Origin of the sequence: Leptolyngbya sp. CCNP1308 (assembly GCF_034932455.1) — a bacterium.
GTDB lineage: Bacteria > Cyanobacteriota > Cyanobacteriia > Phormidesmidales > Phormidesmidaceae > Nodosilinea.
The window spans coordinates 1-24,964 of sequence record NZ_JAYGIH010000002.1; the positions used below are offsets into that span (position 1 = coordinate 1).

The window sequence follows — 24,964 nt, forward strand, 5'->3', positions numbered from 1 at the left end:
CTCGGTAAATCCTCGTTTGCAGCTTGAACACCTTCGCCTCTAGCTGTCGCCAGGGGAGGGTCTTCCATTCCACTGTGGGCGCGTTGGCCCCAGTCTTAGACGTTTGGACTGTGACTTGATTCATTACTATCAGTTCATCGTGTATCTGTAGGCCTATCCTGGGCATTACCCCAGGCGTTTGCTTTTGATACAATCCCGCCCGCTGAGGGCTTGTAGCGTGGCAGCCGACTCTGACGTTAGCCAGAGAGCGCCTCAGCAGGTTATTCCGTTCCGAATGACCATTGTTTGAATCTTTAGGGCGATGCTCTCCACCGGGTTGATGGGAAGTGCAGACTGGTCGAGACTGGAATCGCCAGTTCCCGTTTGCCTTGCCGTTTTGGCCTGGGCTGCTAACCGTCGTAGCCCACTTGACGTAACGATGGTTCTGACGCATCTTCGCTTTCGCTACCCATAGATTCTTGCTAGACAGATTGCCGAGTACGGTTCTCGGAAGGGCTGCCGTTCATCCCCGCTTCACCCGATTGAGAGCCAGTCGCACGAGTGGGGGAAGTGCTGTCACCGTTGCACTCACGGGGTAGGACTTGCACCTACATGGCCATTCAGTTGTCAAGGTCCAAAGACCTTGCGCCTAATCCCCTGAAACTCAGGTGAGTTCCAGTTTCTAGGCAACGGCTCGCACCCAATCCTCGTCGTTGCGGGCGCTGTTGATCACCCGCACCAGCGAGATGCCGACGTAGAGCAAAAACAGGCCCCGCAGTACGTTGAAGACCAGGGGAATGGCGTCGCCAGCAGCGGTGCCAAAGTTGGTGGTCATCCAGGTTTCAGCATCGCCGAAGAACTGGGCCTGGGCGGGATAGGCCAGCAGGGTGATTAGCCAGAGCAGCCCTAGACCTAGGAGTCGCCAAGCCTTTCGCCTAAAGCCCTGGGCCTTAGATGCCCGTCTGGATAGGGAACGGGAGGGTATTATGTCCTGCCTCCAGGCAAGACCTGTCAACCCTGCGACGGCCAGCACCATGAGTAAGGCGGGGCCGTGGATGAGGACATCTAGACCGAGGCACAGGAGCGCTACGACGAGTAGCGGCAGGTCTGGAAGAGGATTCATCCGACCTACCATTCGTTCCATCAACGGAAAAACGTAGAGAGTTTTCATGGCTCAAATAAATTGAGTCTGACTGATTATTGCAGTCTCCTGAAATCAGTTCAGATTACATGACTCGCGTGCTCACCAATGAGTGACCTAAGTCACTCGAATTGCGTAATTTTTCGATCAATATAGCAATATTTTCTGGCGGTGGGGAAATGTCAATCTAAATTGTGGACTCAGACTCAGATAGCCCATAGTCACGTCTAAAGCCTATACAAGATGGTAGATATCGGGGCTGCTTCTGTAATCTTGCATCATGTTAATCAAGCTATTGAGCAATCTCTACGGATACTTAAGCAAGGAGATATTTTTTATACTTAGGTCATGCATGATTCCCATTTACCGGAATTTCTGCCGTCAGTTATTAACGCAATTGACAGCGCGCAAGAACTCTATAGTTGCAGTCGAAATTAATCTATAAAAAGTTTTCAAAAGCGACGCAACGGCATGTTATTCGGTTCCCTTTTGCCGCAGATATTTTCAACTCAATAGTTAAGGTTTAACTGACAAAATGGCATGACAACTGATTTACAGACACAAAAGTAAATGTATTGACGTCAATACGTCTTGATGTCTTTAAATTCACAATCTTAAAGGCGGCAGGGGCTTGGGTGAGGCGAGCCTTGTAGAGGTGATCAGGATCTGGGCGTTATACGAGGAGTGAAACACAGCTATGAAGACGGTAAGTTGTTTGTCGCTCTCTGGGGGGCAAGGGAAAACGTCGGTCTCGCTGCTGCTGGGGCGGCTCCTGGCGCACCGGGGACAGAAGGTGTTGATGGTGGATGCCGATCCGCAGGCGAATCTCACCTTTTATCTAGGCCATGACGTTCAGGCAAATGAGCCCACCCTGTTGGAGTTGCTAAAGCGGCAGGTGGAAACAGCCGATGGGATCTATCCGCTGGCGACGGCGAATCTGTTTCTGATCCCAGCGGATGAGGGGCTGCACAAGGCCCAGGAATACTTGGCCACCATCGGGATGGGAGCCCTAGCTTTGCGCCACAGCCTGGAGGCCGTGGGGGAACTGTTTGACGTTTGCATCATCGACTCACCGCCCCAGCGTACCCAGATTTGCTTATCGGTAGTGGGGGCCTCGGACTGGGTACTGATTCCAGCGGAGGCCTCGACCAAGGGGGTAAATTCGCTGCTGTGCAGTCTGGAACTGCTGGAGGAATTGGGACGCATACGGGCGTTTAAGGGCCAGGTGCTGGGGGTGCTGCCGTTTCGAGATAAGTGGTTTGGCCGGTCGCAGGCAACCGATAGCCGAGAGGCCATAGCGGCTATGCAGCAGGTGGCAGGCTCAATCCCGGTGCTGCCGTCAATTGTGGAGAGTGAGCGCTACAAGCAGGCGATTCGGCAGGGGCGGCGGCTGTCAGAGATTGGCTATGGAGAGCTGGAATTTCCGCTGCATAGGGTGATGGAGGCGTTAGAGCAGGGGAGAGAAAATGGCTGAGGATGCGCTGGAACGGTTGATGCAGCGGCAGCGCCCGAGTGTGCCGCCCCGAGCCGATGGGCTGGGGGCCGAGTTACCTGTGAAGTCTCTTCAACAGGCGGCGGTTGGGGACAATAGGTCGGGATATAGTGACTCTAGCAAGTCTACGAGTGTTGACGTCAGTATGTCTGTTAGCCAAGATGATGAGGCGGAGTTACCGCAGCTAGTGCGGACGACGACGCGGTTAGAGGAAGAGATTGATAAGGCCCTGCGCCACCTCTGTATGGATGAGAAGATCACCAAGGAGGTGTGGTTTGAGGCGGCGTACCTTTACCTGGCGGAGCACCCCAAGGCAATGCAGGTGGTGAATGGGGTGGCGAAGGAGCGCTACCAGCGCCGGAAGCGGGCGGCGGATTTGAGGAAGCTGGAGACGATGCAGAAGCGATTGAGGGGTTAGACGATTACGTCGGAGCTTGCTAAGCGAACGAATTGGGGTCAACCAAGCATGATGATTTTAGAGTTCGAGATTTTGATTACCCCAGAGCAGGGGAAGGTATTTAGTCTGCTGAGGCGCGATCGGCAGATAGATTAAATTCCTAGAGACCCGAACTACATCCAAACATAGTTCGGGTCTCTATAAGCAGGCTTTGAATTTTTGCAGGTTAAACTAATAATGTGAAAGAGCACTGAGCCATTTACCTTTCAAGCTTATGCAGAATAGCCATCAAACAGCGCTTATCGAAGTTTCACAGCTACTTCTTGATCCAGAAAATCCACGATTAACATCGGTTCAAGCCAATAGTCATGATGCAATACGTGCAATGACAGAGCTTCAGGGAGAGCGAGTTATTGCCTTGGCAGAGCATCTTTTAGAGAATGGGACTAATCCTGCAAGCCTCATGATGGTTATGCCGTCCGAAGTTGATGGCAATCTTTTCTATGTTCTTGATGGCAATAGACGACTTACAGCTTTGAAGCTTTTAGAATCTCCTCTATTAGCAGAGGGCATCCTAAACAAAAAGGGCTTACAGATCCTAAAAAAACTTTCTGATAGATTTGAAAAAACGCCAATAACAAGAGTGGCTTGTGTTGTATTTGAAAGTCGTAATGAAGCTGATCCATGGATCGAACTTATTCACCGAGGGCTAAACCGAGGCGCAGGCATGCTAGCTTGGGATGGTCAAGTGGGAGCCCGTTATGATGAACGAAAACGTGGCCATAAGGATATAGGTCTACAGCTTCTTGACTTCATAAAAGACCAAGATATTCTTTCGGAAAATACTCAGAAGAAGATTGAAGACGGTAAATTTCCAATCACTACATTTAATCGGCTTCTAAGCACTCGTTATGTCAGAAACAAAATTGGAATAGAAAAACAGAAAGAAGACGTTGTCTTTTTGTTTCCGAAAGATGAAATCACAAAGGGCTTAAGTCGAGTCATTGAGGATCTAGCTAGTGGAGAAAAAACAGTCAGCGACCTTAAAAAACAAAAAGATAGAATTGATTACATTAACACTTTTGACTCTGATGACTTACCTCAAGAAGGTTTAGCACTTGCACAGCCAACCTCTTTAGAACAGTTTAACCAGCAACCTGATGCTCAAAGCACTAATGATCCTGCAAAAGATCAAACTGGAACTGGTGAACAAAAAGGTAATGTTTCAGAGACTGTAGAGCCTGAAAGCTCCAGCAAGCCCCTTTTGGGACGACAGGGTTATCAATCGACGCCTTTTCCAAACAGGAGTACGCTCATACCTAAGAGCTGTAAAATAACGATAACTCAAAGACGAGTCAATGATCTCTTTAAAGAGCTAAAGAGGATGGATTTGACAAACTTTCCAAATTCGGGTGCTGTGATGTTGCGCGTCTTCATTGAACTGAGTTTGGATCATTTCGTTGAGGAGAAGATTGGATGGGACGAACAACAAACCGGTAACTCAAAGCTCAAAGACAAGCTTAACAAAGTAGCGCAATTTATGGAAGAAAATGAAATCATGACACGAAATGAACTTGCACCCATACGCAAAGCTGCAACTGGAGACGGAATGCTGGCAGCCTCTGTAAAATCTATGAATCAGTATGTGCATAATCGCTACTACTCACCTATAGCATCTGAGTTAGTAGTAACATGGGATAACTTCCAAGTCTTTATCCAGAATATCTGGAAAGTAGTAGAATGATTGGGCCTTATACAAATCTGTCTATGCTATATGTCTCTCCCCTACGTTACCCAGGAGGGAAGCGAAAACTAGCAAACTTCGTAAAGCTCATTTATCGGGCCAATAACTTATTGGACTCAGAGTATATCGAGCCTTATGCAGGTGGGGCAAGCATCGCCTTACAGCTTCTCTATGATGAATACGTTCGATATGTACATATAAACGATATCGATGTTTCAGTATTTTCCTTCTGGCACTCTGTATTATATGAGACAGAAGATCTCTGTAATCTAATTTTAGAAACGCCAGTTACTATTAAAGAATGGGAAAACCAACGTGATGTCCAGCAAAGAGGCCGTCAAGATAACTCTGACGTGTCACTTTTGGAACTTGGGTTCTCAACCTTTTTCCTCAATAGAACAAACCGTTCAGGTATTATTAGCGGCGGTGTTATTGGTGGAAAAGATCAAGCCGGGAAATGGAAGATTGATGCTCGCTACAATAAAGAAAACTTGGTAAGTAGAATACGCAAAATTGCAAGATTTAGAAATCGTATTCGCCTTTCAAACTTTGATGCTTTAGAGCTTCTCGACACTCTCTCAGGCAAGATAGCTCCACAAAGTCTTATTTATTTAGATCCTCCATACTTTGTAAAAGGCACAGAAGATCTCTATACGCGTTTTTACAAAAAGGAAGATCATGAAAATGTATCAAAAAGAGTGAGAAAGCTTAAATATAACTGGATGGTATCTTATGATAACGTTCCAGAAATATGTAAGCTATACAAAGAGTTTCAATCACTTACTTATGATATTCATTACTCTGCGCGAAACCGATATAAAGGTTCAGAAGTAATGTTTTTTAGCAAAAAGTTGCTAGTTCCTACTGTTACAGAGCCAACCACATTGAAAACATCAGCATTTCAACTAGAGCTTATATAGGGAGGAATCTTTCAATATCTATTGCTTTTAGGGAATGAATTCCTTGATAAAATATCTAGAACCTTGCCGCCTGGGCTTGCGCTTATAGCAGTATAGCGATGTGCAAGCGCTATGGGGATGACAGCATTTGTATAGAGATCAGTCTCAAAACGCTTAATAAGCGCAAGAGTTCTATGAAGATTTGGGTAGCGCGCTATTTCTGTCTTGAGCTTATGAAATCTTCCCTCTTCACGTTGTCCTTTCCCAGAAAAAGGGTATGGAATACTGACTACGAAACGACGGTCTGAAGCAGTCTTAAAAAGAAAATCTTGCCCATAATATGTCTCATCTCCAAATCCAACTTTTGATGGGTCGCGACTTGCAATTATATATTGATAACGATATTCGTCATCTACAGGATAGACAGTGTTCTCTGGGATGTATTTACTCACCAGGCTGAAGTAGTCCGCAAGCTGCCCGGTTTTCTGAAGTCCCAAAATTGTGATATTTGGCAGTCCTTCTTTGCGAAGTTTTTCGTTTATCTGATGGTAGTACTTCATTAAGGGGCGACTAAGCCAAGCACACGTGCCAAATATTGCTAATGGCCCGTCCACAAAAAAAGAAATTGATGCAAGTTGATCAAGAGGAAAATTAGCAGTCAAAAGATAATTTATGTAATGAGCCGGAAGCATGTGCTCAACTGCTAGCATGAAGCGTGTCATTGCTGAGATGTTGGACTGATAATCGTTTACCTCTTCCCACAGTCGTAAAGCATCTGAAGGGTAAATTTCTTTATTGCAAGCGGAACAATACTGCTGCTCTTCAATGTCTATAAGCTCTATGCCTAAATCTTCCTCTCCCTTATATCCGCATGAAGGGCATTGATGCAGCTTTAGGAACTCATCACTTCGAGTGCCCATTTTATCAGGTCGTAAAGAAGCAAGACGAAAAAGTGTTGATCGTAGACTGCTTCTATAGTCCTCTTTATTGAACCGTGTTTCCTTCTGAAGTAAAACTTTATCTACTCTGGCCCGAAAACTATCTCGAACCGAAGTGAGACCTTGCCATCTCATATTCGTTCCAGGAAGTACAAAGAGAAGTGAGTCTTTATTTTTTCTGAGCTTGGCCACCCTAAAAGGATCAACAAAGCGCCCGTCATCAACTCGTAATGCTCCGAACTCTTCCATCAAAATATGAATTGTACTCACTTTGACATACCCAACTTTTGTACTGGGCATTCGATCATCAATTAGCGCCTCGTAGGGACTGCCATCAATAGCGAAAATATGGTTTGGCAAATCGACCAAGTTCAGATCTGGCAAAGGCTGAAACCGCTGCGAAAAGCGATCAATTTCCTCAGGACTTGGTTCTCTTAAATATTCACATTCTTGTAAGAAGGCGAGTACATCAGGATTCTCAACAATATCGCTATGTGATGACTTGTTTGCATACTCATTCTCATATGGCATAGAGTAACTCTCAAAGTAATCAGATATCAGAACTTTGCAAGATTGGCAGTCAGCTTAGAATCTTAGCGATCAGATTCAGATTTGGGATCGAATAGGTCAATTTGCACTGGCACTACAAACGGTCCGGAGAGTGTTTTTACTCTGGCAAAACCTACGTCTTGGGCGCGAATAAGTGATTTCCCAAAATCAGAGAAGTCGTAGAACTTTGAAATCTCCTTGAGTTCCCCTTCATTGTTGAGATGGGTTACAAACCAATTTTCTGTATTGGCCAAAATATTAGGATGAACTGAAGATGGTTCTTGGGTAGCATACACAAGCGCCATGCGGTATTTTGCGCCCTCTTTAGCAATTCTTGGCCATGTGTCTGTTAACTCATGTTTCTTGCCAATCAGGTTATGAGCTTCTTCAATATAGGTCACAATATGTGGCGGAAATTCCCCAGACACAAAGGTTTCCATGGAGCGGTGAAAGATACCTTCGGCTATCCGAATACTCATTTCCTTCCTGATTGTTGCTGGACCTACAGATAAGTCGAGAATCACTATTCTCCCATCTTCAAGATGCTTGTATACTTCCCCTACTAATTCAGAAGAACGGCGTGGTGAGTGATAATTCCGATAAGGGCCTAATGCTTTGTAACCACGAATAGTTGTATCGCGATCATTTCTCTCTGCCATTAGATTGAGTATAGCTCTGGTCTCTTGATCAAACCATTCATTACCTGAACTGCTTTTGAGAAAGCTATTACTACTTCGTAATTGCCGATCTGCTCGGCGAGCTGTCATAAACCATTCAATACCATCATCGAAACTCATGCCTCCGGAAGGATCAGGGAGAGAAACGTCTGTTTGTTGTTGAATCTGCTGTCTAACACCTTGACCTGCGGGAAACTTCACGCCTTCTCCAAGAGGGGGGGTATATTTCGCACGGCGGAGAAGGCATTGGTAAGCAGCTTTTCTCACTTGCCAGCGATAGTGCTCGCTCCGTGCTTCCCGTTCAGGTTCTTCAAGCGACATACTCTTAAAAGTCTCAAGATCAGCCTGCTTGAAAGCATCTTTCTGCAAGAGTGATTGAAGAAGATATAAGCCTTCGCTGGTGTTGATATAGAAATTATGCCGCAGATCTTGAAAGCCTTCGGTATCAAATCCCCTATACCGCACGGTGGCATTAGGATATACCTCAGATATAGCTCCCTGATCCTGCTTGTTTGCATTAGCATACTCTCCATTCAGGTCGAAAATTATTTGCCCAATCGGCATGTTTGCCTCATCAGCAACACGTTTTACCATGGAGACCATCTTCTTGAGCATGTTTGATTTTCCGGTTCGCGTCATCCCTAGTACAGCGGTGCGTCGTGCAAGAAAATCAGACGGTTGGAGATAAACTGGAACCTTACTAGGAGCATTCTTCCGGTGAAGGCGATCAGTGGAAGTATAACGAATAGTTCCTATACGGATGCGCTCAATAGGTTTAGTTAGCCCTAATTCTTGAGCATCTTTCTGCATAGTTTTATTACGGATTGGATCTACATGGTTGATAATGAGTTCTAGAGCATCATCATTAGGTCGATAGACACGCAGGCGAGAAGCTAAAGAGAAAGACTCAAGATCACTACCCAGCCAAAGTTTATTTTCAAAGGTGTAAAATGTTCCTAGGATTCTGCATTTAAGGCCGCCAAATTGGATTTGGTTAAGGGTAATATCATCAAAGCCTGTCCCGTCTTCAAATGCGCCTTCCTGATCTTGAAAATGATCAATTTTCGTACGAACAATATCATCGTCTTGAGGAAGTCTAGATGCGCCAATGACTCTAAAAAGAATTACTTCGCGGTCAATTTCTTGAGTTTCACTGTAGCGTTCTGGATCAAAAGTGGTGGCTACTAAGAAGCAGTTATGGGGTATACCATTAACCTTAGCTTTCCAAAGATCATTGGTCATTACAAGAGCTTGTTCATAGTCAATACCATATACCCAGCCCACAAAGTTTTCTTTCTGAGCAAGCTTTACTAGAGGATCGCTCTTGAAAACTTGGTCGATGAGCATGGACATATGAGCGTCTCCTAAGTTACGTGTAGCCCTGCTCCTTTTTAACGATATTTTGGGAAACTGGAGTAAATATAAAGATAAATTTTGTGTTTACAAGGTCATGTATAGTGACGGTGCTGAATAAGAACATAGCCAAAGAAGGCATTGAGAGCCAGCGCCAGAATCGAATGGATGGTCTGGGTCATCACCGAGCTATTAGCACCCGAGCCCATAATCATGGTCAGCAGGGCCGATTCCAAAAACGACTGAAAGTCGTCGAGGTGTTCTTTGCGCTCGTCACCCGCAGGTGATGCAAGTCCGGCAGCTCGAACAGGTTGTTTGACTCGCGGGAGATTTCAACGTAATCATTTCCTAGCGTTAAGATTGAGGTCAAAAGCAGTTGCTTCCCTTCATCTTCCATGCAAGTTGTCCTTCCCCCTGAACTAGAACAACTCATCCAACGCCAGCTCGCCGCAGGCAAATACCAATCTGCCCTAGAGGTCATCACAGCGGGCATACACCTGCTCGACCAGCAAGACGACATTTATCAAGGGCGACTCCCCGAACTCCAGCAAGATGCTCAGGTCGGCTGGGAAGCAGCCCAACGCGGCGAACTCGTTGAAGGCCCCACCGCCATGGCCCAAATTCGAGAAAACCTGCGGTCTCGCCACGCCTCTGCCGAATAATGCCTGCTCAGTTTTACCTTACTCAGCCTGCCATTCAAGACATCGAGGCCATTGCAGACTACATTGCCGGTCAGACTGGGCTCCAGCAGGCCGAGCGCTTCCTCTCAAAGCTCGATGCCAAATTCGCCAGAATCACCCAATTCCCCAATCTAGGGCGGCCACGCGACAAAATCCTCCTAGAGCTACGCAGCCTCTCAATGGAGAACTACCTCATTCTCGGCGTTGCTTAACGCAAGTATGATTTGCCCCCCAGAATTGGGGGTTTTAGGGGGCCATGCGGGGTGCCCTGGTTGTAGCCTTTTAACTCAAGGGCTAGGTCAACTTCTTCACCTCTGTAGGTGTTGTTGACCTCGTACCCATCGTGCTTGTTGCCCAAGACATCGTATGAGAAAGTCTCCCAGCGGGTCATAATTTTAGCCATTACTCCTCTTTGCTCTTGCTAACACTAATGGCTTGCTGCAGTTCTCGAAGCAGGACAAGTACTGTTCGGTCCTCACTTGATAAAAAGGCTTGGTCACTTAAAGCCTTCACTGACTTATCTACGGTGGGCACTAAATGGTCGGGAAATTCGATCTGCATGTGATCTCTCCTACTTAAGCAGTGGTCATTGCATCATTGAGAGCGCGTTGTCTCGCATCCTGATGCTCTTTTGTGCAGCCGTCTACTACGTTCAGCCTATAACCTAACTCTTCTAATTCTTCTTTGAGATTAGTGAACTCAGGCTCTGTGCGCTCGGTGGTCATCAAGAAGATTGCTTTAAGGCTGCACGCGCCGTGTTGGCCTACGTGCTTGTAGCTTAGGCGGCGTTGCTGAATGGCAGTATGAATTTGCGAAATCCGGAAGGAGTTTTCAAAGATTTGAGCCGTCGCTTCATACCCTGAATCAGAAACGCCTCATTCTCTATACCGCAACCGAATCTAGAGTGGATATCTTGCGAGTCGTCAGTGGCTACCGCGACCTAACGAGTTTGTTCACAGACAACGACGAGGAGTAATCGACTTTCGGTAGACACGGTAGACGCCCGGTAGACAGGGTGTCTACCGGGCAAAAGCCTTTATCCACAAGCTCTTCAGCCATTTCGGTAGACGGTAGACACTTTCCTAGCAATTCCTCATTGGCAAACCCTGTCTACTTGTCTACCGTTTCGCTATAACCCTTACCCATCAATGCTTTCAGCGGTAGACACCCCGTCTACCGTTCCCTCAAATCTGTCTACCGTGTCTACCGTTGCCCGCCACCGCAGCCGATTCCCCACGCCCTGGGTTTCCCCATACCCCATCGCCTCCAGCTCCAAAAAATGAGCGCGGATCACCTCCACCCCCGCCTTCCGTAAACTGCGCTCATAATTCCGCACATCCTTCGCTCGCAGCCAGCCCCGCACCCGCGATAGCTGTATCAGTTTTGTATAGACCGGCTCCAGCGCCCCATCCACCGTATTCCCGTCCGCATAGAGCAGCTTCACCTGACCAATGAACCAACGCCCCAGCTTTATTGCCGCCTGCATCTGGCTCGCTTCCACTGCATGGGGCGGCAAATGCCCCTCCACCGCTGCATTCAGGCAGTGAAGAATCAGCGCCAGCCGCCCCGTGTAGCCCTGCATCTTGGAATAGACCGCCTGCAAGCCTGGGTGCGTCTCCGTCACCCGCAGCTGATCCAACTGGTCATACCAATCCGCAAATAAGGCTTTGGCCTCAGGGCTGAGCTGGTAGCATTGGGCCGTCAATCCCTCCAACTGCTGGTAAAGCCCATAGAGCCGCTCCGATACATCATGGCGCACCGTCCGTCGAGGGAATGGTGCAAGCTTCAGCGGCAGCAAACACCACAAAAACCTGGCCCACTGGCCACTGGCATCCGAGCAATCCCCCATCATCTCCCGCAGAATATCGGGCTGAATCGTCCCCGTTAGGCTCAGACTGGTGCGCGGCAGGCTAATGCGCAGGCCACTAGCTCGATCTACCTTCAGCCCTGAGCCATCAAAGGCGGTCAGCAGTGACTCCTTGTCGTTCCCTCGCCCATTGCGGTACTGGTTCTGCCCCTTGAACAATCCTGCCAACTCATCCGGCGTCACCAAAATGCCCCGCTCTGGTTGTTGGGCCTGGATGCGGGCGATCGCCTCTCGTGTCGCATCCGAAGTGTGATACTCCCGTGGCATCGGCTTCCTGGGGCGAATACCCCTCTCCTCAGCCCGAGTCTGCTCCCAATCCCGCAGGTCAACCTCATACTCCGAAGCGGCATACTCATACTCCTGATCCGCCTCCGCCTGGAGCAGCGAGAGCGGCCCCAAAATCTGCCGCTGAATCGGACTTTTCTTGCTGCCCGAGGGAGCCACCAGCCCCGTGAACACAATTGGCGGCACCGAGAACCCCATCCCAGCATCAATTTCCAGCTCCGTACCCACCCGCAGTAGAGACGCCGCTACCGGCAGCAGCGTCACCAGCATCGCCGCTGGGGTGGCCCCAATCCAGTCAGCAATCTGCTCTAAGGGTTCCGCCAGCTCAGCATGGAGATACTCCCCCAGGCACAGCTGGTAGTCGCCAATTTTGAGCAGCTGGTGAATCTCGGCCCGGCGATCGTCCCGTTCCTCGGTTTGCTCCAGCTCCGCCTGCACCAAGGTGACCAGGTTGCTGATATCCCTGGCTGATAGCCCCGTTTCCTGGTGCCACTGAACCACCTGCGCCGCCAGGGCCAGTTCGGTGGGGCTCGTGCCCAGGTAGGTGCGAATCTGGTCTTGCAAGGCCTGCACCGACATCCGCTCGGGACCTTGAGTAGAGCTGACTTCCAGATGCCGTCGGTCTTGCACCGCTGCTCTGATCTGCTCCGCTGTGGCCCCATCGTGAATCCAATCCACCACATCTAGCCCGCCATGCTTGGGCAGGTTCTGCCAGCGTAGGCTGTCAGGGTAGGGGTAGCACCACAGGGCTGAGGGGAAGTCCTGGGCGACTTCTCCCATATGGGTAATGCCGACCTGGTCGCGATCTGGACACAGCACCAGCTGGGCCGTCTGCAAATCCTCAGCGTAATTGCCATAGCTGCGGTACTTCTTCGAGCCCCCCAGGGTAGTGGTCGCGGGAATGCCAATTCCCCATAGGGCATCCGCGCAGCCTTCTCCCTCCACCATCCAGATAGGTTGACCGATGGATATGGAATTCTGGACATCGCGGTAGCGGTAAATTGGCACCTGGGCTCTAATCTCAGGGGTCAGACCCTTGACCCACTGCTGCCCGTTCCAGTGGTATTGCACGAAAAACTTCGCACCGTTGCCCCGATCTACCCGAGTCACCTTCACCAGCGGCTGGCCGGTTCGGCTGGGATAGAAATAGTCCTGCCGCTGCTGGGGTCGAACGGGCTTCTCTGGTGGGGCAGTGGCTGCAAAGTATTGCCCCCACATGCTATCGGCTGTCGCGCCCCGGTAAACGTAGCCGTCTACCGCCCTATCCTGGTCTACATGGGTGTGGCAGAACACCACCTCCTCATTCCATCGGCAGTCTTGGTCTTTAGTGCGTCCACAAATCGGACAGGGGTGCGATCGCCCCGAGTAAATGTACTGTGCCATGGTTAGCTCCTGAGGTTAGGAGCCGGGCCACCACAATTAACCTGCTACTGGGCTCAGTAGATTGCCCAATCAGCCTCGTAGTCTTGGACATTGCCCATGACTTTGCTATATTTGAAAGCACATGTTTCAGTAGCAGGTTAATGAGCGAAGTGGTTCTGACAAACCGCTTCAAGACGTTGATTAACCCGGCTGTGGAAAATAAAAAAAGAACTCGGCACCCTGGCTAGCAAGTAGTTGGGGTGTTTTTTCAATCAATCTTGAACTTAAAGAATGAGGCTAGAAAGCTATCAACAATTTGACTAAACTCTGAAAGCTCTATTTGCTGTTTTTCAGCTTGGGTGAGTCATTTCGAGTGTTGGACTGAGATGGTTTTTTACGATTGCTCAACAAGCTGGCCTGGTAAATTCTGATGGCCCGCTGGTGAGCAATCGGGTCATGACGATTGTGTAGCCAGTCTTGCATCAGCTCTAGGTTGTAGCGAATGCAGCGGCTGTTAATGCGAACCCAATGGATGCCCTCGATCAGCACCCCCTGCAACCGATAACGCTTCAGAGTCGTATCGCTGAGCTTGAGGTATTGGGTAGCCTCCTGCTTGCTGATGAATTGGGCCATGGTTTACTCTTCCTCGCTTATACCGTTGAGGCCAAATCTCATGGGGAGGCAGGCCAAGTTTGCTCGCCACCACCTGCTCGATGCGGCGCGATCGCTGTCGAGTCAAGGCATGAGAGACTGCCGAGGTGCCAATATTCAGTTCTTTCGCGATGCTGGTCAGAGTCCAGCCCTGCTTGCGTAGAGCCGCTTTAATGTCTTCTACATGCATAGAATTGTCTTAGCTCCATCAATATATCGATGAAGTTAGCAATAAATAACTTGCATGTCAAGTGTTATAATTCGCATCTGCAATTAATGTAACCCTATGACTAATCCATTACCTGATGAGGCGCAGGCGGATGCCACGGCAGTTGATCAGTTTCCAGTCCGCCTGAAGCAAGCGGTCGGCGACAAGAGCATTCGAGGCTTTGCCAGAGACTGCGGCTTTTCTGACACCGTGCTCCGCCAATATCTGAATGGTCAGAGCGAGCCTACCCGCCCGGCATTACTCGCTATAGCCCGCACGGCTAATATCAGCGTCGAGTGGCTGGCAACTGGTCAGACTGGGACGGCTCCTCACGACTCGCCTCAAGCGTTAGCTGAGAAGTACATTCAAAAGGATCCGCTGGCCTTTGAGACGGATTGGCTACGGACGGAGTTCCCTGATTCGTTTGAGCACCTGATGCTGACCCAGGTAGTTGATGACAGTATGGAGCCCACCCTGCCGGTAGGAGCGCTGGTGCTTGTAGATACTACAGACCGAGATCTGGAGGTGGTGACCCATGGCATTTATCTGCTCAAGCTGGATGACCGAGTTTTGGTTAAACGCCTACAGTACATCGCTGACAAGACGATTCGAGTGCTCAGTGATAGTGCAGCGTATGATGCTTTCTCCATCACTTTGTCGAGCAAACCCAGTGGGTTAAATCTTATGGGCAGAGTTGTATGGGTTGGACGCCATTTGTAAGGTGCCATGGGCCAACTTAATCTATCTGCGAATTCTATGGCCTGGGCCGAGCAGACAAGTTAATGACTAAACCAGGCTCAGTACAACTTTTAGGATTTTTAAGCCAAGATGGAGGAAATTTAGCCCTGCTGGCCCATCGCCGTGCCCACCATCGCCCTCCGCTACCAGCAAGCCTCCGAGTCCGGCTTTGTCACCACCGTCAGCATTGACGGGCAGACCCAGTACTCCGTCACCATCGGCGACCCCTTCACCGAGCGGCAGGAGCAGGAGCTAGAGTTTTACTTCGAGCAGTGGATTCGCTTTCCCTTTGATAACCAGGTGATCGCCCAGCGAGCGGCGGCCAGTGTGCAGACCTACGGCGAGAGCCTGTTTGAGCAAATCTTTGGCGGTCGCCGGGCCTATGCCGACTACAGCCAGGCCTGTAGCGGTGGGCTAAGCCAGCTCCAGATTGAGATTGAAGGCGATTCCCCCGACTTCCAAGCACTGCACTGGGAGGCGCTGAAAGACCCCGACCATCCTACCCCCCTGTCCATAGAGGCGATCTTTACCCGCAAGCGGTTCCGCGCCGGGGGCACCCCCGACATTAACCGAGTCCCCAGCCCGGTGATTAACCTGCTGGTAGTCACCGCCCGCCCGGATGAAGAATCCGATGTGGGCTATCGCACCATTTCCCGTCCGCTGATTGAGGCCATCCACCGGGCTCAGTTGCGGGTAAAGGTGGAGATCTTGCGTCCCGGCACGTTCCAGGCCCTGGCCGAACACCTGGAGGGCAAAGTGGGGCATTATCACATCGTCCACTTCGATGCCCACGGCGGGCTGATGACCTACGACCAGTTCGAGGGCGGGGTAACGCAGGATCGCTACCTCTACAAAGCCCGTTATGGTCGTCCAGATATGGAGCGCTACACGGGGCAGAGGGCGTTTCTGTTTTTTGAGGGCAACAGCAAAGGCCAAGCCGATCCGGTGGAAGCGGAGGAACTAGCGGCGCTGCTGACGGCTAAGGGCATCCCGATCTGTATTTTGAATGCCTGTCAATCGGCGAAGCAGGTTAGGGGGGAAGCCGAGCAGACCCACCCCTACCCCTCCGAGGAGGGGACGGAGGCGATCCAAAATCCCCAATCTCCAATCCAAAATACAGAGACCAGCCTGGGCAGTCGGTTGATGGCGGCGGGGGTGCAGATGGTGGTGGCGATGGGCTATTCCGTCACAGTCACCGCCGCCCAGGTGATGATGGAAAAGCTCTATGCGGAGCTGTTCGCCCAGCAGGGCATTCCTGAAGCGATTCGGCTGAGCCGCAAGGAACTGTACAACCGTAAAGAGCGCAAGGTCTACTTTAACCAACGAGTGCCCCTGGAAGACTGGCTGCTGCCGGTGGTCTATGCCAACCGCCCGGTGGATCTGAATCTGCGGGAGTTCACCGCTGCCGAGGAAGAGGCCTACTTCGTTGCCCAGGCTGATCTGGATGATCGCTACCGTTTCCCCATGCCGACCTATGGCTTTGTAGGGCGGGATTTGGAGATTCTCAAAATTGAAAAGTCGCTGTTGCGGCACAATCTGCTGCTGCTGCAAGGCATGGGCGGCACCGGCAAAACCACGCTGCTGCGCTACCTGTGGCGCTGGTGGCTGACCACCCACTTTGTGGAAGATGCCTTTTACTTTGGCTACGACGAAAAGGCCCACACCCTAGCGCAAATCTGCCACAAAGTGGGCAAGCGCCTCTATGGCCCAGAGCAATCGGTCACCTACGCCCGATTTTTGGCCCTGTCGCCCACGGTCCAGGAAGCCAAACTGGCCCAAACCCTGCGCGAGACCCCCTACCTGCTGATTTTGGACAATCTGGAGTCGGTGACGGGGCAGGCGTTGGCGATTCCTAACACGCTGCCCGCCGAAGAACAGCAGCGGCTGCGGCAGTTTTTGCTAAAGCTGGTGAATGGCAAAACCAAGGTGATCATGGGTTCCCGCAGCAACGAAGCTTGGCTGGCCGAAATCTATACCCACGCGGGCCAAGCCCATATCTATGCCCTCAGTGGCCTAGACCCAGAAGCCCGCACCGAACTGGCGGAAAAAATCCTCGCCGCCCAGGTGCGCGACCCCCAACGCATTGCTGCCCTGCGGGTGAATGCGGACTTTAAACGGTTGATGGCGCTGCTGGCGGGCTACCCCATGGCGATGGAAGTAGTGCTGACCAATCTGGCACGGCAAAGCCCCGCTGAGATTTTAGCGGCGCTGAATGCCGCCGATGTGAACTTGAACGTGGGCGGTGACGATAAAACCAACAACATTCTCAAATGTGTGGAATATTCCCACAGCAACCTGTCGTCTCAGGCGCAAAAGCTGCTGGTGTGTTTGGCCCCGTTTAATGGCTTCATCGACCGGGCTAATCTGGAAAACTACGGCAAACATCTCAGCCAACGAGAGCCGTTTCGAGACTACGACACCAGTCAGTTCGATGCCGCCATACAGGAGGCAATCCAGTGGGGGTTGCTGTCTCCGATGGATGCCAACAATCCTCGACTGCTGACCATTCAGCCTATCTTCCCGTACTTTCTCCGCACCAAGCTCAACACCCTAGATGCCGCTACCCGTGATGCCCTCTACGACGGTTTTAGAGCCCACTACCAGGTCTTGGCAGGCAGCTACCAGCAGTTGACGCAATCCAAAGACCCTCACCAGCGACAACTGGGGTTGCTGTTCTGTCAGTTGGAATATGAGAATTTGTATGCTGTTTTGAAGATTTGCTTAGACAAGACACAAAACATAGAGCCACTTTTTTCCTGTATCCAGGACTATTTGGAGCTAACCCAGAACTTTACGCTCGGTCTAAAAGTTGCTGATTCCACCTGTAAGGCTCTTGAGCAATATCCAAGCGCTTTAATCAACCACGGAAAAATTGGCGATGAGTTAGGAGTGGTTTATCAGCGACTAGGGCGGAGACATCAAGAAATGCAAGCCTATCCTCAGGCGAGAACTTACTATCAAAAGTCGCTAGCGACCTATGAAGTACTAAAAGATCTCAACGAGACTAGGCGGGGGTATGTGTTGGGTTTATTAAATCACCAGTTGGGTATGGTGGCGGAAGAGATGAGGGAGTATGAGCAGGCACGACAGCACTATCAACAATCCCTCAATATCAAAGCCGAGTTCGGTGATCGCCACGAGCAAGCGAGCACCTACCACCACTTGGGTATCGTGGCGCAGGAACTGCGGGAGTACGAGCAGGCACGCCAACACTTTCAGCAGGCTCTCGATATTGACATTGAGTTCGGCGACCGCTATGGCCAAGCCAGCACCTACCACCAGTTGGGCATGGTAGCGGAAGCACAGCGGAAGTATGAGCAGGCGCGCAAATACTATCAGCAGGCACTCGATATTGACATCGAGTTTGGTGATCGTCACCGCCAAGCTAGCACGCTCTGTGCCTTAGGTACTGCTGCATTGGAGTTAGGAGAACACAAGCAAGCTAGACAGCACTACCATCAGGCGCTGAACATTTGGATTGAATATGGCGACCGTTACAATCAGAATTTCGCTTACCACCAGTTGGGCATAGTGGCGGAAGCACAGGGGGAGTATGAGCAGGCGCGACAGCACTATCAGCAGGCCCTCAATATCTTTATCGAGTTCGGCGACCGCTATAGCCAAGCCAGCACCTACCACCAGTTGGGCATGGTGGCGGAAGCACAGCGGGAGTATGAACGGGCACGACATTGCTATCAGCAGGCTCTCGACATCTACATCGAGTTCGACGACCGCTACGAGCAAGCGGGCACTTACTTTCAGCTCGGTAAGGTTGCTGAAGCGATGGGCAACATCAAAGCAGCAAGAACTGCTTATTTACAAGATTTACAAATTATGGCGGAGTTCAGTAATGAGCACGGTTTAGGCATTTCTTTAAGAAATCTCGCTCGCTTCTATGGTGAGTTCCCAGACGAAGCCTTTTTGACCGTTGTGGCCCAGTGCCTCAACACCACTCCCGCCGAGGTGCAACAACTCTTCGCAGCCGCCAACCCCTAGCGCCTCCGCACCATCACCCCTTCTGAGAGAAAATTTCTAAAATCTTTGCCCTTAGTTCGCACTTTGCCATACCCCTTCAATGCCACAGCCTGTTCAGCGAGATTCCCTGGGTTCGGTGTAGTCGCAGAAGGTGCGCAGGCCAATCTTCAGCACCCATAGCACCGCTACCGTGGCGATCGCCGGGCTCATCCAGGGCAGCGCCACCAATTCCACCACATAGACAATCAGCCCCGTCAGCAGTGCCGCCTGGGCAGGGTTTTTGTTGTACTCCTCTACCCGTTCGCGAAAGCTATCGTCACCGCACAGTTCTCGCCGCAGGTTGGCCAGCAACACCTGGCGCAGGGTCTTGCGATCCTCCCCATAAACAGTTGCCCCCGCTGCCGCCGAGACAAGATCATCCAAACTGCTTTCCAGATCGCCCTGGTGCTGGTGTAGGGTGGCCAGAGCCGGTTGGGCGGGAGCATAGCCTTGCAACAGGGTTTGGGTGGCTTGGAGTTCTGCCGTCGAAAGCTGTGTTGTCATACAGACATTATTGCCAATCTAAAATTTTCTGCAGCGCTGCATCAGCTTCTGATTGTGTCACCTTAGGCAGACGATTCTGAACATAGTCCTCAGAAATTCCCGTTTGGTTCGCAAACTCTTCCTCAATGCCATCTAGCAACTCAGGATGGTTGTAGGTGACCTGCCAGTCACGATCCCAAAAGATGCGGTCGGCCAGCTCATCAATGCAGTTCTCCCATTCCAGCGAGTCCTCACAATCCACCTCAATGGGCAGAATGTCCTCCTCCTCCTCAAACTCAGCTTCTAAAACCTTGAGCATTCCCAGGGCGTTCAGAGTTTCCCAAATCAGTCTTCGCCAGTAAAACGGATCGCCATCCTGCTTAATACAGTCAGCGAAGGCGATTTCATCCTCCACCCGTTGGGTCAACCAGGCAAAAGGGAAATAGGCAGCTGCTTCTAGCACATTGGTGAGGGGTGGCACCGGCACCTCGGGCTTGAGTAACGCCTCCAGGCACCGATGCCACAACACCACCCGTTGCTCAAAGCTAGCGCTGTCGAAGATGCGGTCTCCAGTGATAACCTCTACATCGTCGAATTCAACCGCTTCCTGGCTGAACTCAACCGCCGCCTGGAGAATGTGCAGGTAAAACTTAGCCTCTGACCCCTCTAGCACGCGCTTGCCAAAATTGGTGTTCCAGGTCATGACGGATAGCGCTCCTAGACAACTACCAACCCCTAGAAGAACGTGGGCACCTCGATCTGACTAATGAGGCCAGCATAGTGCTCCAACAGAACTTTAGGATCATGTCCAGTCAGCTTGGCCACCTCAATCACTGACATCCCCTTCGCCAGCATGTGGCTAATGAACGTGTGCCGGGTGTTGTACTGGGTGCGGTACAGCCCGTTTTCTTGAGTCATGCCGCACTTCTTCAAAATGCTCTGCCAAGCCCGATTTAGGAAGTTGGTCGCATCAATCGGTTTGCCCTTGGGGCTGGGAAAGACCAGCATATCGGGCTTGTAGTCTTCAGGGCGAATGGCTAACAACAGGTTCTGTAGGTCACCATTGCACGGGAAGAACCGAGCCCGATTCGTTTTGGTGGCTTTTCGCAGGCGAGCCGTGCCAGTGCCCTTACGCACCAGGGTTTCGTTAAACGTAATCCCGGTACAGTCGCGACGAATATGCTTCCACTGGAGGCCGATGGCCTCACTGGTTCTACAGCCCGTCATAAACAAGAACCGCACATAGTCGGTGTAGTGAGCGTAGTAGCGGTCGTCGCGAAAGGTACCGATAATTTGCTTAATTTCCGCCTCGCTAAAGGGGGGAACTTTGAGCGGTGGCACAGGGTGGCACATCTCCGTCAGCCCAGTAAAGGGGTTCTCCCAACCTGCGTCCACCAGTTTGTTCTGCTGTACCCAGTTGCCAAAGTCATTCAGGATGATCACCTGTTTCTTAATGGTGGCAGCAGAAGCACTTTGCAGCATAAACGTGACGAACTCTTGGGCCTCCCGGCGGCCAAGGATCTTGCGCCCGAAATTGCGCACCTTTTTGGGAATCGGGTTGTACATGCTCACGATGGTAAAAGGGCTCTCTAGCCGCTGCCCCTTATCGTCAACAAACTCATCCCAGTGCTGCTTAAAGACATGGGTATAGCTCTGAGACGTCTCAGACCCAGCTGCAACCATTGGCAGTGGATCCTCAGGCTTGTATTTTTGCAACGTGGGGTCAAAATTGCCGCTCAGCATGTCTAACTCGATCTGCTGGGCCTTTTGCGTGGCGACCCTGCGGTTGATGATGCTATCTGGTAAGCCAACCGACAGGCAGTAGCGCTGGCTCCGGTAGCTCCACCGCAACCGCAAGCGCTCGGAGTAAACTTCGACTTTAACTTGTCCTTTAGCCATAGTTCGGAGTGGGGGTAAAGTACATCGCCTGCACCCTTGCCGTTATCTACGGTTATTCCAGACCCCATCAATCCGCTTTTCGTGCCCGGAGGTTTATACCAATTTCGTACCAGTTTTTACCCCCAAACTGCCCCAAAGTGACCCAACGTCACGGCCACTTTGCCAAAAAGCAATCAACACCTTGATGGCTGAATCCCTATTCTGGGAGAGCGTTTGGGGCTGAAACACTTGAAAGCGGGTGATGAGACTCGAACTCACGACATTCAGCTTGGGAAGCTGACGTTCTACCACTGAACTACACCCGCAGAGGTGCCGCTGGGCAAGCGCGTTGCCAACGGGTTCCCATTATACGGCTATTTGCTCAACGTATATTCCTTCGACGAAGTTTCTGGGGCAGAGGGCGGGGTGGGGCCGCCGTCATTGCCTCTAAAGCGGGCAAACAGCTTGGCGATCGCACCATTCACCTGCTCAATGTAGGTAAACAACACCGGCACCACCACCAGCGTCAGCAGCGTGGAGGTGGTAAAACCGCCGATCACCGCGATCGCCATTGGGCTTCTCGTCTCGCCCCCCGCCCCGATTTCTAGGGCGATCGGCACCATCCCCGCCATCGTGGAGATCGAGGTCATTAAGATTGGGCGCAGACGAGTCACCCCGGCTTCCATCACCGCCATTTTACGGGTCTTGCCCTGCTTCAGCGCCATCAGGGCATAGTCCACCAGCAAAATGGCGTTTTTGGTTACCAGGCCCATCAGCAGCACAATGCCGATCAGGGCAAACAGACCCAGGGGCTTTTGGGCAATCAGCAGGGCCAGCAGCGCGCCGCCCACCGACAGGGGCAGCGCCGCCATAATCGCCATCGGGTAAATAAAGCTGTTGTAGAGCAACACCAGCACCGCAAAAATCATCAGCACCGCTGTTCCCAGGGCCAAAATAAAGCGGCTAAAAATATCCTCCATGATTTCGGCATCCCCGGCGGGCTCCTGGGTGACGCTGGCGGGCAGGTTTTGCATGGTGGGCAGCGCGTCTACCAGGGCTAGCCCCTGACCGAGGGTAATGCCCTGGAGATTGCCGCCGATGGTGACCTGGCGCGATCGATCGAAGCGGTTGATCTGGGCCGGGCCGCTGCCAAAGCGCACGTCGGCTACCGCAGCGAGGGGCACTAGATCGCCGCTCTGGCTGGGCACCCGCAGGGTTTGCAGCAGCTCTGGGTCGTCGCGAAAGACCGGATCGATCTGCACGCGAATGGGAATCTGGCGATCGCCCAGGTTAAAGTCGGCCAGGTTGGCGTCGGTGTCGCCCAGGGTGGCCAAAGATGCGGTGGCGGCGATCGCCTGCACCGTCACCCCCAGGTCAGCGGCGCGCGCCATATCGGGGATAATCTGCACCTCGGGCCGCACCAGGCTGGCGCTAGAGCTAACATCCACTAGCCCCGGCACGCCGCGCATTTCGCGGGTGAGCGCATCTGAGGCCTCCCGTAGGGCCAGGGGGTCGTCACTCTTTAGCACCACGCTGAGGTCTTTGCCCTCCCCCGAGGCTCCGCTGCTCTGAAAGGTGATGCGGGCACCGGGCACCTGCTGAAAAATATCGCGGGCCTGCTGCTCAAACTGAGCTTGGGATACCGTGCGATCGCCCTCGGGCAGCAGCCGAGCGTAGAGCGTGGCCTGGTTAACGCCGTCGTCACCGCCCTCGGTGGCCAGAACAGTGGACACCGCCGGATCGTCCAGCAGCGCTTCGCTCAGCTGAGTCGTTACCCGCTGGGTATCGGCCAGGGTGGCACCTGGCGGCAGCTCGACCGAAATTGTAGACAGGCCCGAGTCGCTGCTGTCAAACAGGTTGGTGGGAATGTAGGGCACTAATCCCAGGCTGCCGACAAAAAACACCAGCGCCAGGGCCACCGTCACTCCCCGGTGCCGCAGCGCCCAGCCCAGCAGACTGCGGTAGGGGCCACGGCGCGGTGCCCTGCCGTTGCCATTGCCGTTAGGAAACTCGCCATGACCGTCAAAGGTTTCAAGCGACTTCCCGGCCACCATGGCATGGGGCTTACCCTTGAGCAGATAGGCCGCCATCATCGGCGTCACCAGCCGGGCCACAATGGTCGAAAACACCGTCGCCGTCACCACCGTCACCCCAAAGGGCTGAAAAAACTGCCCCGGAATGCCCCCCATAAACGCCACCGGCAAAAACACCGCCACAATGGTTGCGGTAGTCGTCACCACCGCCAGCCCCACCTCAGCGGTGGAATCGAGCGCCGCCTGAAACGGGCGCTTGCCCATGTCAATGTGGCGCTCCACGTTCTCAATTTCAACGATCGCATCGTCGACCAGGTTGCCCACCGCCAGAGTCAGGGCCAGCAGGGTCATGCTGTTGAGGGTATAGTCAAACCAGCCCAGCACTAAGAATGTGGGGATAATCGACAGCGGTAGCGCCGTCGCCGTCACCAGCGTCGCCCGCCAGTCGCGCAAGAACACACCGACCACCACCACCGCCAGCAGGCAGCCCAAAATCAGCGCGTCAATCGACGCCTGGTACGAATCGCGAATCTCGGTAGCGCGGGTAAAGATCAGCTCAATATTCACGTCCTCGGGCAGGGTTTCATTCAGCTGCGCCACCACGGCTTGCACCCCGTCTTCCACTGACACCAACACGCTGCCCGTGCTGCGATAAACCGAAAACGCCACCACCGGCTGGTTGCCCAGCTGGGCCGACTGCCGCGCTTCCCTAAAGCCGCTTTCGACCGTGCCCAGACTGGTCAGAGGCACCGTGGTACCGTTGGGCAGCACAATGCGAGCCGCCTGAAACGCCTCGACGGTGGGGGCGCTGCCCAGGGTGCGAAAGCTCTGCTCTTGGCCCCCCAGAGTCGCCCGCCCGCTGGGCAGGTTAATGTTTAGGGCGCGAATTTGGTCGTTGACCTGGGTAGCGGTGATGCCCAGGGCGTCGAGCTGCTCTGGGTCGAGGTCAACGCGAATTTCGGGGTCAACACCGCCGACGCGATCTACCCGCGCCACCCCTTCTACGGTGAGAACCTCCTGGCTGATGGTGCGATCGACCAGGTCGCTGAGTTCTTCCACCGAGCGCTGGTGAGAATTTACCGCGTAGGTCATCACCACCCCGCCGCCAAACTCCAGCCGCCGAATCACCGGCTCCTGAATGCTGCCCGGCAGATCCTGGCGAATCCGCGTCACCGCGTCGCGCACGTCGTTGGTGGCCCGATCCACATCGGTACCGAGGATAAACGAAATCACCGTCGTCGAGGAGCCATCCCGCACGGTGGAGTTGATGCTGTCGATGTCGCCCAGCCCGGCGACGGCATCCTCCACCGGCTTGGTCACCTGGTTTTCTAGCTCCTCTGGCCCCGCCCCGGTCTGGGTCACGGTGACGGTAATCGCCGGAAACTCGATATTGGGGTTCTCGTCAATGCCCAGCTGCCCAAAGGAAACCAGCCCCCCCAGGGTGAGCACCAAGAAAAACACGATGACAGGGATCGGGCGACGGATAGACCAGCCGGAGAGGTTCATGGAGAGGAGGGGTAGTTGGGTGGGCGGGTGGATGGGTGGATGGGTGACGTAGGGGCAGACCTAGGTGTCTGCCCTAATCATCTGAAAGAT

General features: G+C 52.3%; 19 protein-coding genes and 1 tRNA gene. 8 read left to right on the forward strand and 12 right to left on the reverse strand.

Going from position 1 to position 24,964, the window contains the following annotated elements; all coding sequences use genetic code 11:
* Positions 1-661 precede the first annotated feature (661 nt).
* Positions 662-1,150 (reverse strand): hypothetical protein, encoded by a 489-nt coding sequence (locus VB780_RS01035; protein ID WP_323349280.1) that lies wholly within the window; start codon positions 1,148-1,150, stop codon positions 662-664.
* Positions 1,151-1,817: 667 nt separating this feature from the next.
* Here VB780_RS01035 and VB780_RS01040 point away from each other — a divergent pair.
* From VB780_RS01040 to VB780_RS01055, 4 genes are all read left to right on the forward strand, one after another.
* Positions 1,818-2,594 (forward strand): ParA family protein, encoded by a 777-nt coding sequence (locus VB780_RS01040; protein WP_323349281.1) that lies wholly within the window; start codon positions 1,818-1,820, stop codon positions 2,592-2,594.
* The gene (locus VB780_RS01045) at positions 2,587-3,030 is read left to right on the forward strand and encodes a hypothetical protein (protein WP_323349282.1); all 444 of its coding nucleotides are present in this window, start codon (positions 2,587-2,589) and stop codon (positions 3,028-3,030) included. The genes VB780_RS01040 and VB780_RS01045 overlap by 8 nt, the downstream gene beginning before the upstream one ends.
* A gap of 253 nt (positions 3,031-3,283) precedes the next feature.
* The gene (locus tag VB780_RS01050; RefSeq protein WP_323349283.1) at positions 3,284-4,753 is read left to right on the forward strand and encodes a hypothetical protein; all 1,470 of its coding nucleotides are present in this window, start codon (positions 3,284-3,286) and stop codon (positions 4,751-4,753) included.
* The gene (locus VB780_RS01055; RefSeq protein ID WP_323349284.1) at positions 4,750-5,673 is read left to right on the forward strand and encodes a DNA adenine methylase; all 924 of its coding nucleotides are present in this window, start codon (positions 4,750-4,752) and stop codon (positions 5,671-5,673) included. The genes VB780_RS01050 and VB780_RS01055 overlap by 4 nt, the downstream gene beginning before the upstream one ends.
* An 11-nt stretch (positions 5,674-5,684) precedes the next feature.
* Here the strand turns inward: VB780_RS01055 and VB780_RS01060 are convergent, their stop codons facing one another.
* Positions 5,685-7,121 carry a hypothetical protein gene (locus tag VB780_RS01060; RefSeq protein ID WP_323349285.1) on the reverse strand — a complete coding sequence of 479 codons (1,437 nt, stop codon included), beginning with the start codon at positions 7,119-7,121 and terminating at the stop codon, positions 5,685-5,687.
* A gap of 62 nt (positions 7,122-7,183) precedes the next feature.
* Positions 7,184-9,169: an ATP-binding protein gene (locus VB780_RS01065; RefSeq protein WP_323349286.1), complete on the reverse strand. Its 1,986-nt coding sequence runs from the start codon at positions 9,167-9,169 to the stop codon at positions 7,184-7,186.
* A 395-nt stretch (positions 9,170-9,564) separates the two neighbouring features.
* On the opposite strand from VB780_RS01065, the gene VB780_RS01070 reads away from it, so the two are divergent.
* Together VB780_RS01070 and VB780_RS01075 are read left to right on the forward strand one after the other, a co-directional pair.
* Positions 9,565-9,831, forward strand: a complete 267-nt coding sequence (locus tag VB780_RS01070) for a ribbon-helix-helix domain-containing protein (RefSeq protein WP_323349287.1) — start codon at positions 9,565-9,567, stop codon at positions 9,829-9,831.
* The gene (locus tag VB780_RS01075) at positions 9,831-10,061 is read left to right on the forward strand and encodes a type II toxin-antitoxin system RelE/ParE family toxin (protein ID WP_323349288.1); all 231 of its coding nucleotides are present in this window, start codon (positions 9,831-9,833) and stop codon (positions 10,059-10,061) included. The genes VB780_RS01070 and VB780_RS01075 overlap by 1 nt, the downstream gene beginning before the upstream one ends.
* A 363-nt stretch (positions 10,062-10,424) precedes the next feature.
* Here the strand turns inward: VB780_RS01075 and VB780_RS01080 are convergent, their stop codons facing one another.
* The 4 genes from VB780_RS01080 to VB780_RS31305 all read right to left on the reverse strand — a co-directional run bounded on the left by VB780_RS01080 (position 10,425) and on the right by VB780_RS31305 (position 14,204).
* Positions 10,425-10,574 carry a hypothetical protein gene (locus VB780_RS01080; protein ID WP_323349289.1) on the reverse strand — a complete coding sequence of 50 codons (150 nt, stop codon included), beginning with the start codon at positions 10,572-10,574 and terminating at the stop codon, positions 10,425-10,427.
* A gap of 413 nt (positions 10,575-10,987) precedes the next feature.
* On the reverse strand, positions 10,988-13,384 hold the full coding sequence (locus VB780_RS01085) for a DUF3987 domain-containing protein (RefSeq protein ID WP_323349290.1): 2,397 nt from the start codon (positions 13,382-13,384) through the stop codon (positions 10,988-10,990).
* A gap of 315 nt (positions 13,385-13,699) precedes the next feature.
* Positions 13,700-13,996, reverse strand: a complete 297-nt coding sequence (locus VB780_RS01090) for a hypothetical protein (protein ID WP_323349291.1) — start codon at positions 13,994-13,996, stop codon at positions 13,700-13,702.
* Positions 13,878-14,204: a helix-turn-helix domain-containing protein gene (locus tag VB780_RS31305; protein WP_416349194.1), complete on the reverse strand. Its 327-nt coding sequence runs from the start codon at positions 14,202-14,204 to the stop codon at positions 13,878-13,880. The genes VB780_RS01090 and VB780_RS31305 overlap by 119 nt, the downstream gene beginning before the upstream one ends.
* Before the next feature lie 96 nt (positions 14,205-14,300).
* Between VB780_RS31305 and VB780_RS01100 the strand changes: the two genes are divergently transcribed.
* Entirely contained in the window at positions 14,301-14,942 is a 642-nt protein-coding gene (locus VB780_RS01100; protein ID WP_323349293.1) for an XRE family transcriptional regulator, read from the forward strand.
* A gap of 141 nt (positions 14,943-15,083) precedes the next feature.
* On the forward strand, positions 15,084-18,956 hold the full coding sequence (locus VB780_RS01105; RefSeq protein WP_323349294.1) for a tetratricopeptide repeat protein: 3,873 nt from the start codon (positions 15,084-15,086) through the stop codon (positions 18,954-18,956).
* A 93-nt stretch (positions 18,957-19,049) separates the two neighbouring features.
* Here the strand turns inward: VB780_RS01105 and VB780_RS01110 are convergent, their stop codons facing one another.
* The 5 genes from VB780_RS01110 to VB780_RS01130 all read right to left on the reverse strand — a co-directional run bounded on the left by VB780_RS01110 (position 19,050) and on the right by VB780_RS01130 (position 24,874).
* Positions 19,050-19,478 carry a hypothetical protein gene (locus VB780_RS01110; protein WP_323349295.1) on the reverse strand — a complete coding sequence of 143 codons (429 nt, stop codon included), beginning with the start codon at positions 19,476-19,478 and terminating at the stop codon, positions 19,050-19,052.
* 7 nt (positions 19,479-19,485) lie between these two features.
* Positions 19,486-20,160: a hypothetical protein gene (locus VB780_RS01115; protein ID WP_323349296.1), complete on the reverse strand. Its 675-nt coding sequence runs from the start codon at positions 20,158-20,160 to the stop codon at positions 19,486-19,488.
* Between the two features lie 32 nt (positions 20,161-20,192).
* Positions 20,193-21,356 (reverse strand): tyrosine-type recombinase/integrase, encoded by a 1,164-nt coding sequence (locus tag VB780_RS01120; RefSeq protein ID WP_323349297.1) that lies wholly within the window; start codon positions 21,354-21,356, stop codon positions 20,193-20,195.
* Between the two features lie 233 nt (positions 21,357-21,589).
* Positions 21,590-21,661, reverse strand: a tRNA-Gly gene (locus VB780_RS01125).
* Positions 21,662-21,709: 48 nt separating this feature from the next.
* On the reverse strand, positions 21,710-24,874 hold the full coding sequence (locus tag VB780_RS01130) for an efflux RND transporter permease subunit (protein ID WP_323349298.1): 3,165 nt from the start codon (positions 24,872-24,874) through the stop codon (positions 21,710-21,712).
* Positions 24,875-24,964: the final 90 nt, after the last annotated feature.

Coding starts and splice junctions, on each gene's coding strand:
- VB780_RS01035 (WP_323349280.1), bottom strand. CDS start 1,150: ATGAAAACTCTCTACGTTTTTCCGTTGATGGAACGAATGGTAGGTCGG.
- VB780_RS01040 (WP_323349281.1), top strand. CDS start 1,818: ATGAAGACGGTAAGTTGTTTGTCGCTCTCTGGGGGGCAAGGGAAAACG.
- VB780_RS01085 (WP_323349290.1), bottom strand. CDS start 13,384: ATGGCACAGTACATTTACTCGGGGCGATCGCACCCCTGTCCGATTTGT.
- VB780_RS31305 (WP_416349194.1), bottom strand. CDS start 14,204: ATGCATGTAGAAGACATTAAAGCGGCTCTACGCAAGCAGGGCTGGACT.
- VB780_RS01045 (WP_323349282.1), top strand. CDS start 2,587: ATGGCTGAGGATGCGCTGGAACGGTTGATGCAGCGGCAGCGCCCGAGT.
- VB780_RS01130 (WP_323349298.1), bottom strand. CDS start 24,874: ATGAACCTCTCCGGCTGGTCTATCCGTCGCCCGATCCCTGTCATCGTG.
- VB780_RS01080 (WP_323349289.1), bottom strand. CDS start 10,574: ATGACCACCGAGCGCACAGAGCCTGAGTTCACTAATCTCAAAGAAGAA.
- VB780_RS01115 (WP_323349296.1), bottom strand. CDS start 20,160: ATGACCTGGAACACCAATTTTGGCAAGCGCGTGCTAGAGGGGTCAGAG.
- VB780_RS01060 (WP_323349285.1), bottom strand. CDS start 7,121: ATGCCATATGAGAATGAGTATGCAAACAAGTCATCACATAGCGATATT.
- VB780_RS01075 (WP_323349288.1), top strand. CDS start 9,831: ATGCCTGCTCAGTTTTACCTTACTCAGCCTGCCATTCAAGACATCGAG.
- VB780_RS01100 (WP_323349293.1), top strand. CDS start 14,301: ATGACTAATCCATTACCTGATGAGGCGCAGGCGGATGCCACGGCAGTT.
- VB780_RS01090 (WP_323349291.1), bottom strand. CDS start 13,996: ATGGCCCAATTCATCAGCAAGCAGGAGGCTACCCAATACCTCAAGCTC.
- VB780_RS01050 (WP_323349283.1), top strand. CDS start 3,284: ATGCAGAATAGCCATCAAACAGCGCTTATCGAAGTTTCACAGCTACTT.
- VB780_RS01120 (WP_323349297.1), bottom strand. CDS start 21,356: ATGGCTAAAGGACAAGTTAAAGTCGAAGTTTACTCCGAGCGCTTGCGG.
- VB780_RS01065 (WP_323349286.1), bottom strand. CDS start 9,169: ATGTCCATGCTCATCGACCAAGTTTTCAAGAGCGATCCTCTAGTAAAG.
- VB780_RS01070 (WP_323349287.1), top strand. CDS start 9,565: ATGCAAGTTGTCCTTCCCCCTGAACTAGAACAACTCATCCAACGCCAG.
- VB780_RS01055 (WP_323349284.1), top strand. CDS start 4,750: ATGATTGGGCCTTATACAAATCTGTCTATGCTATATGTCTCTCCCCTA.
- VB780_RS01110 (WP_323349295.1), bottom strand. CDS start 19,478: ATGACAACACAGCTTTCGACGGCAGAACTCCAAGCCACCCAAACCCTG.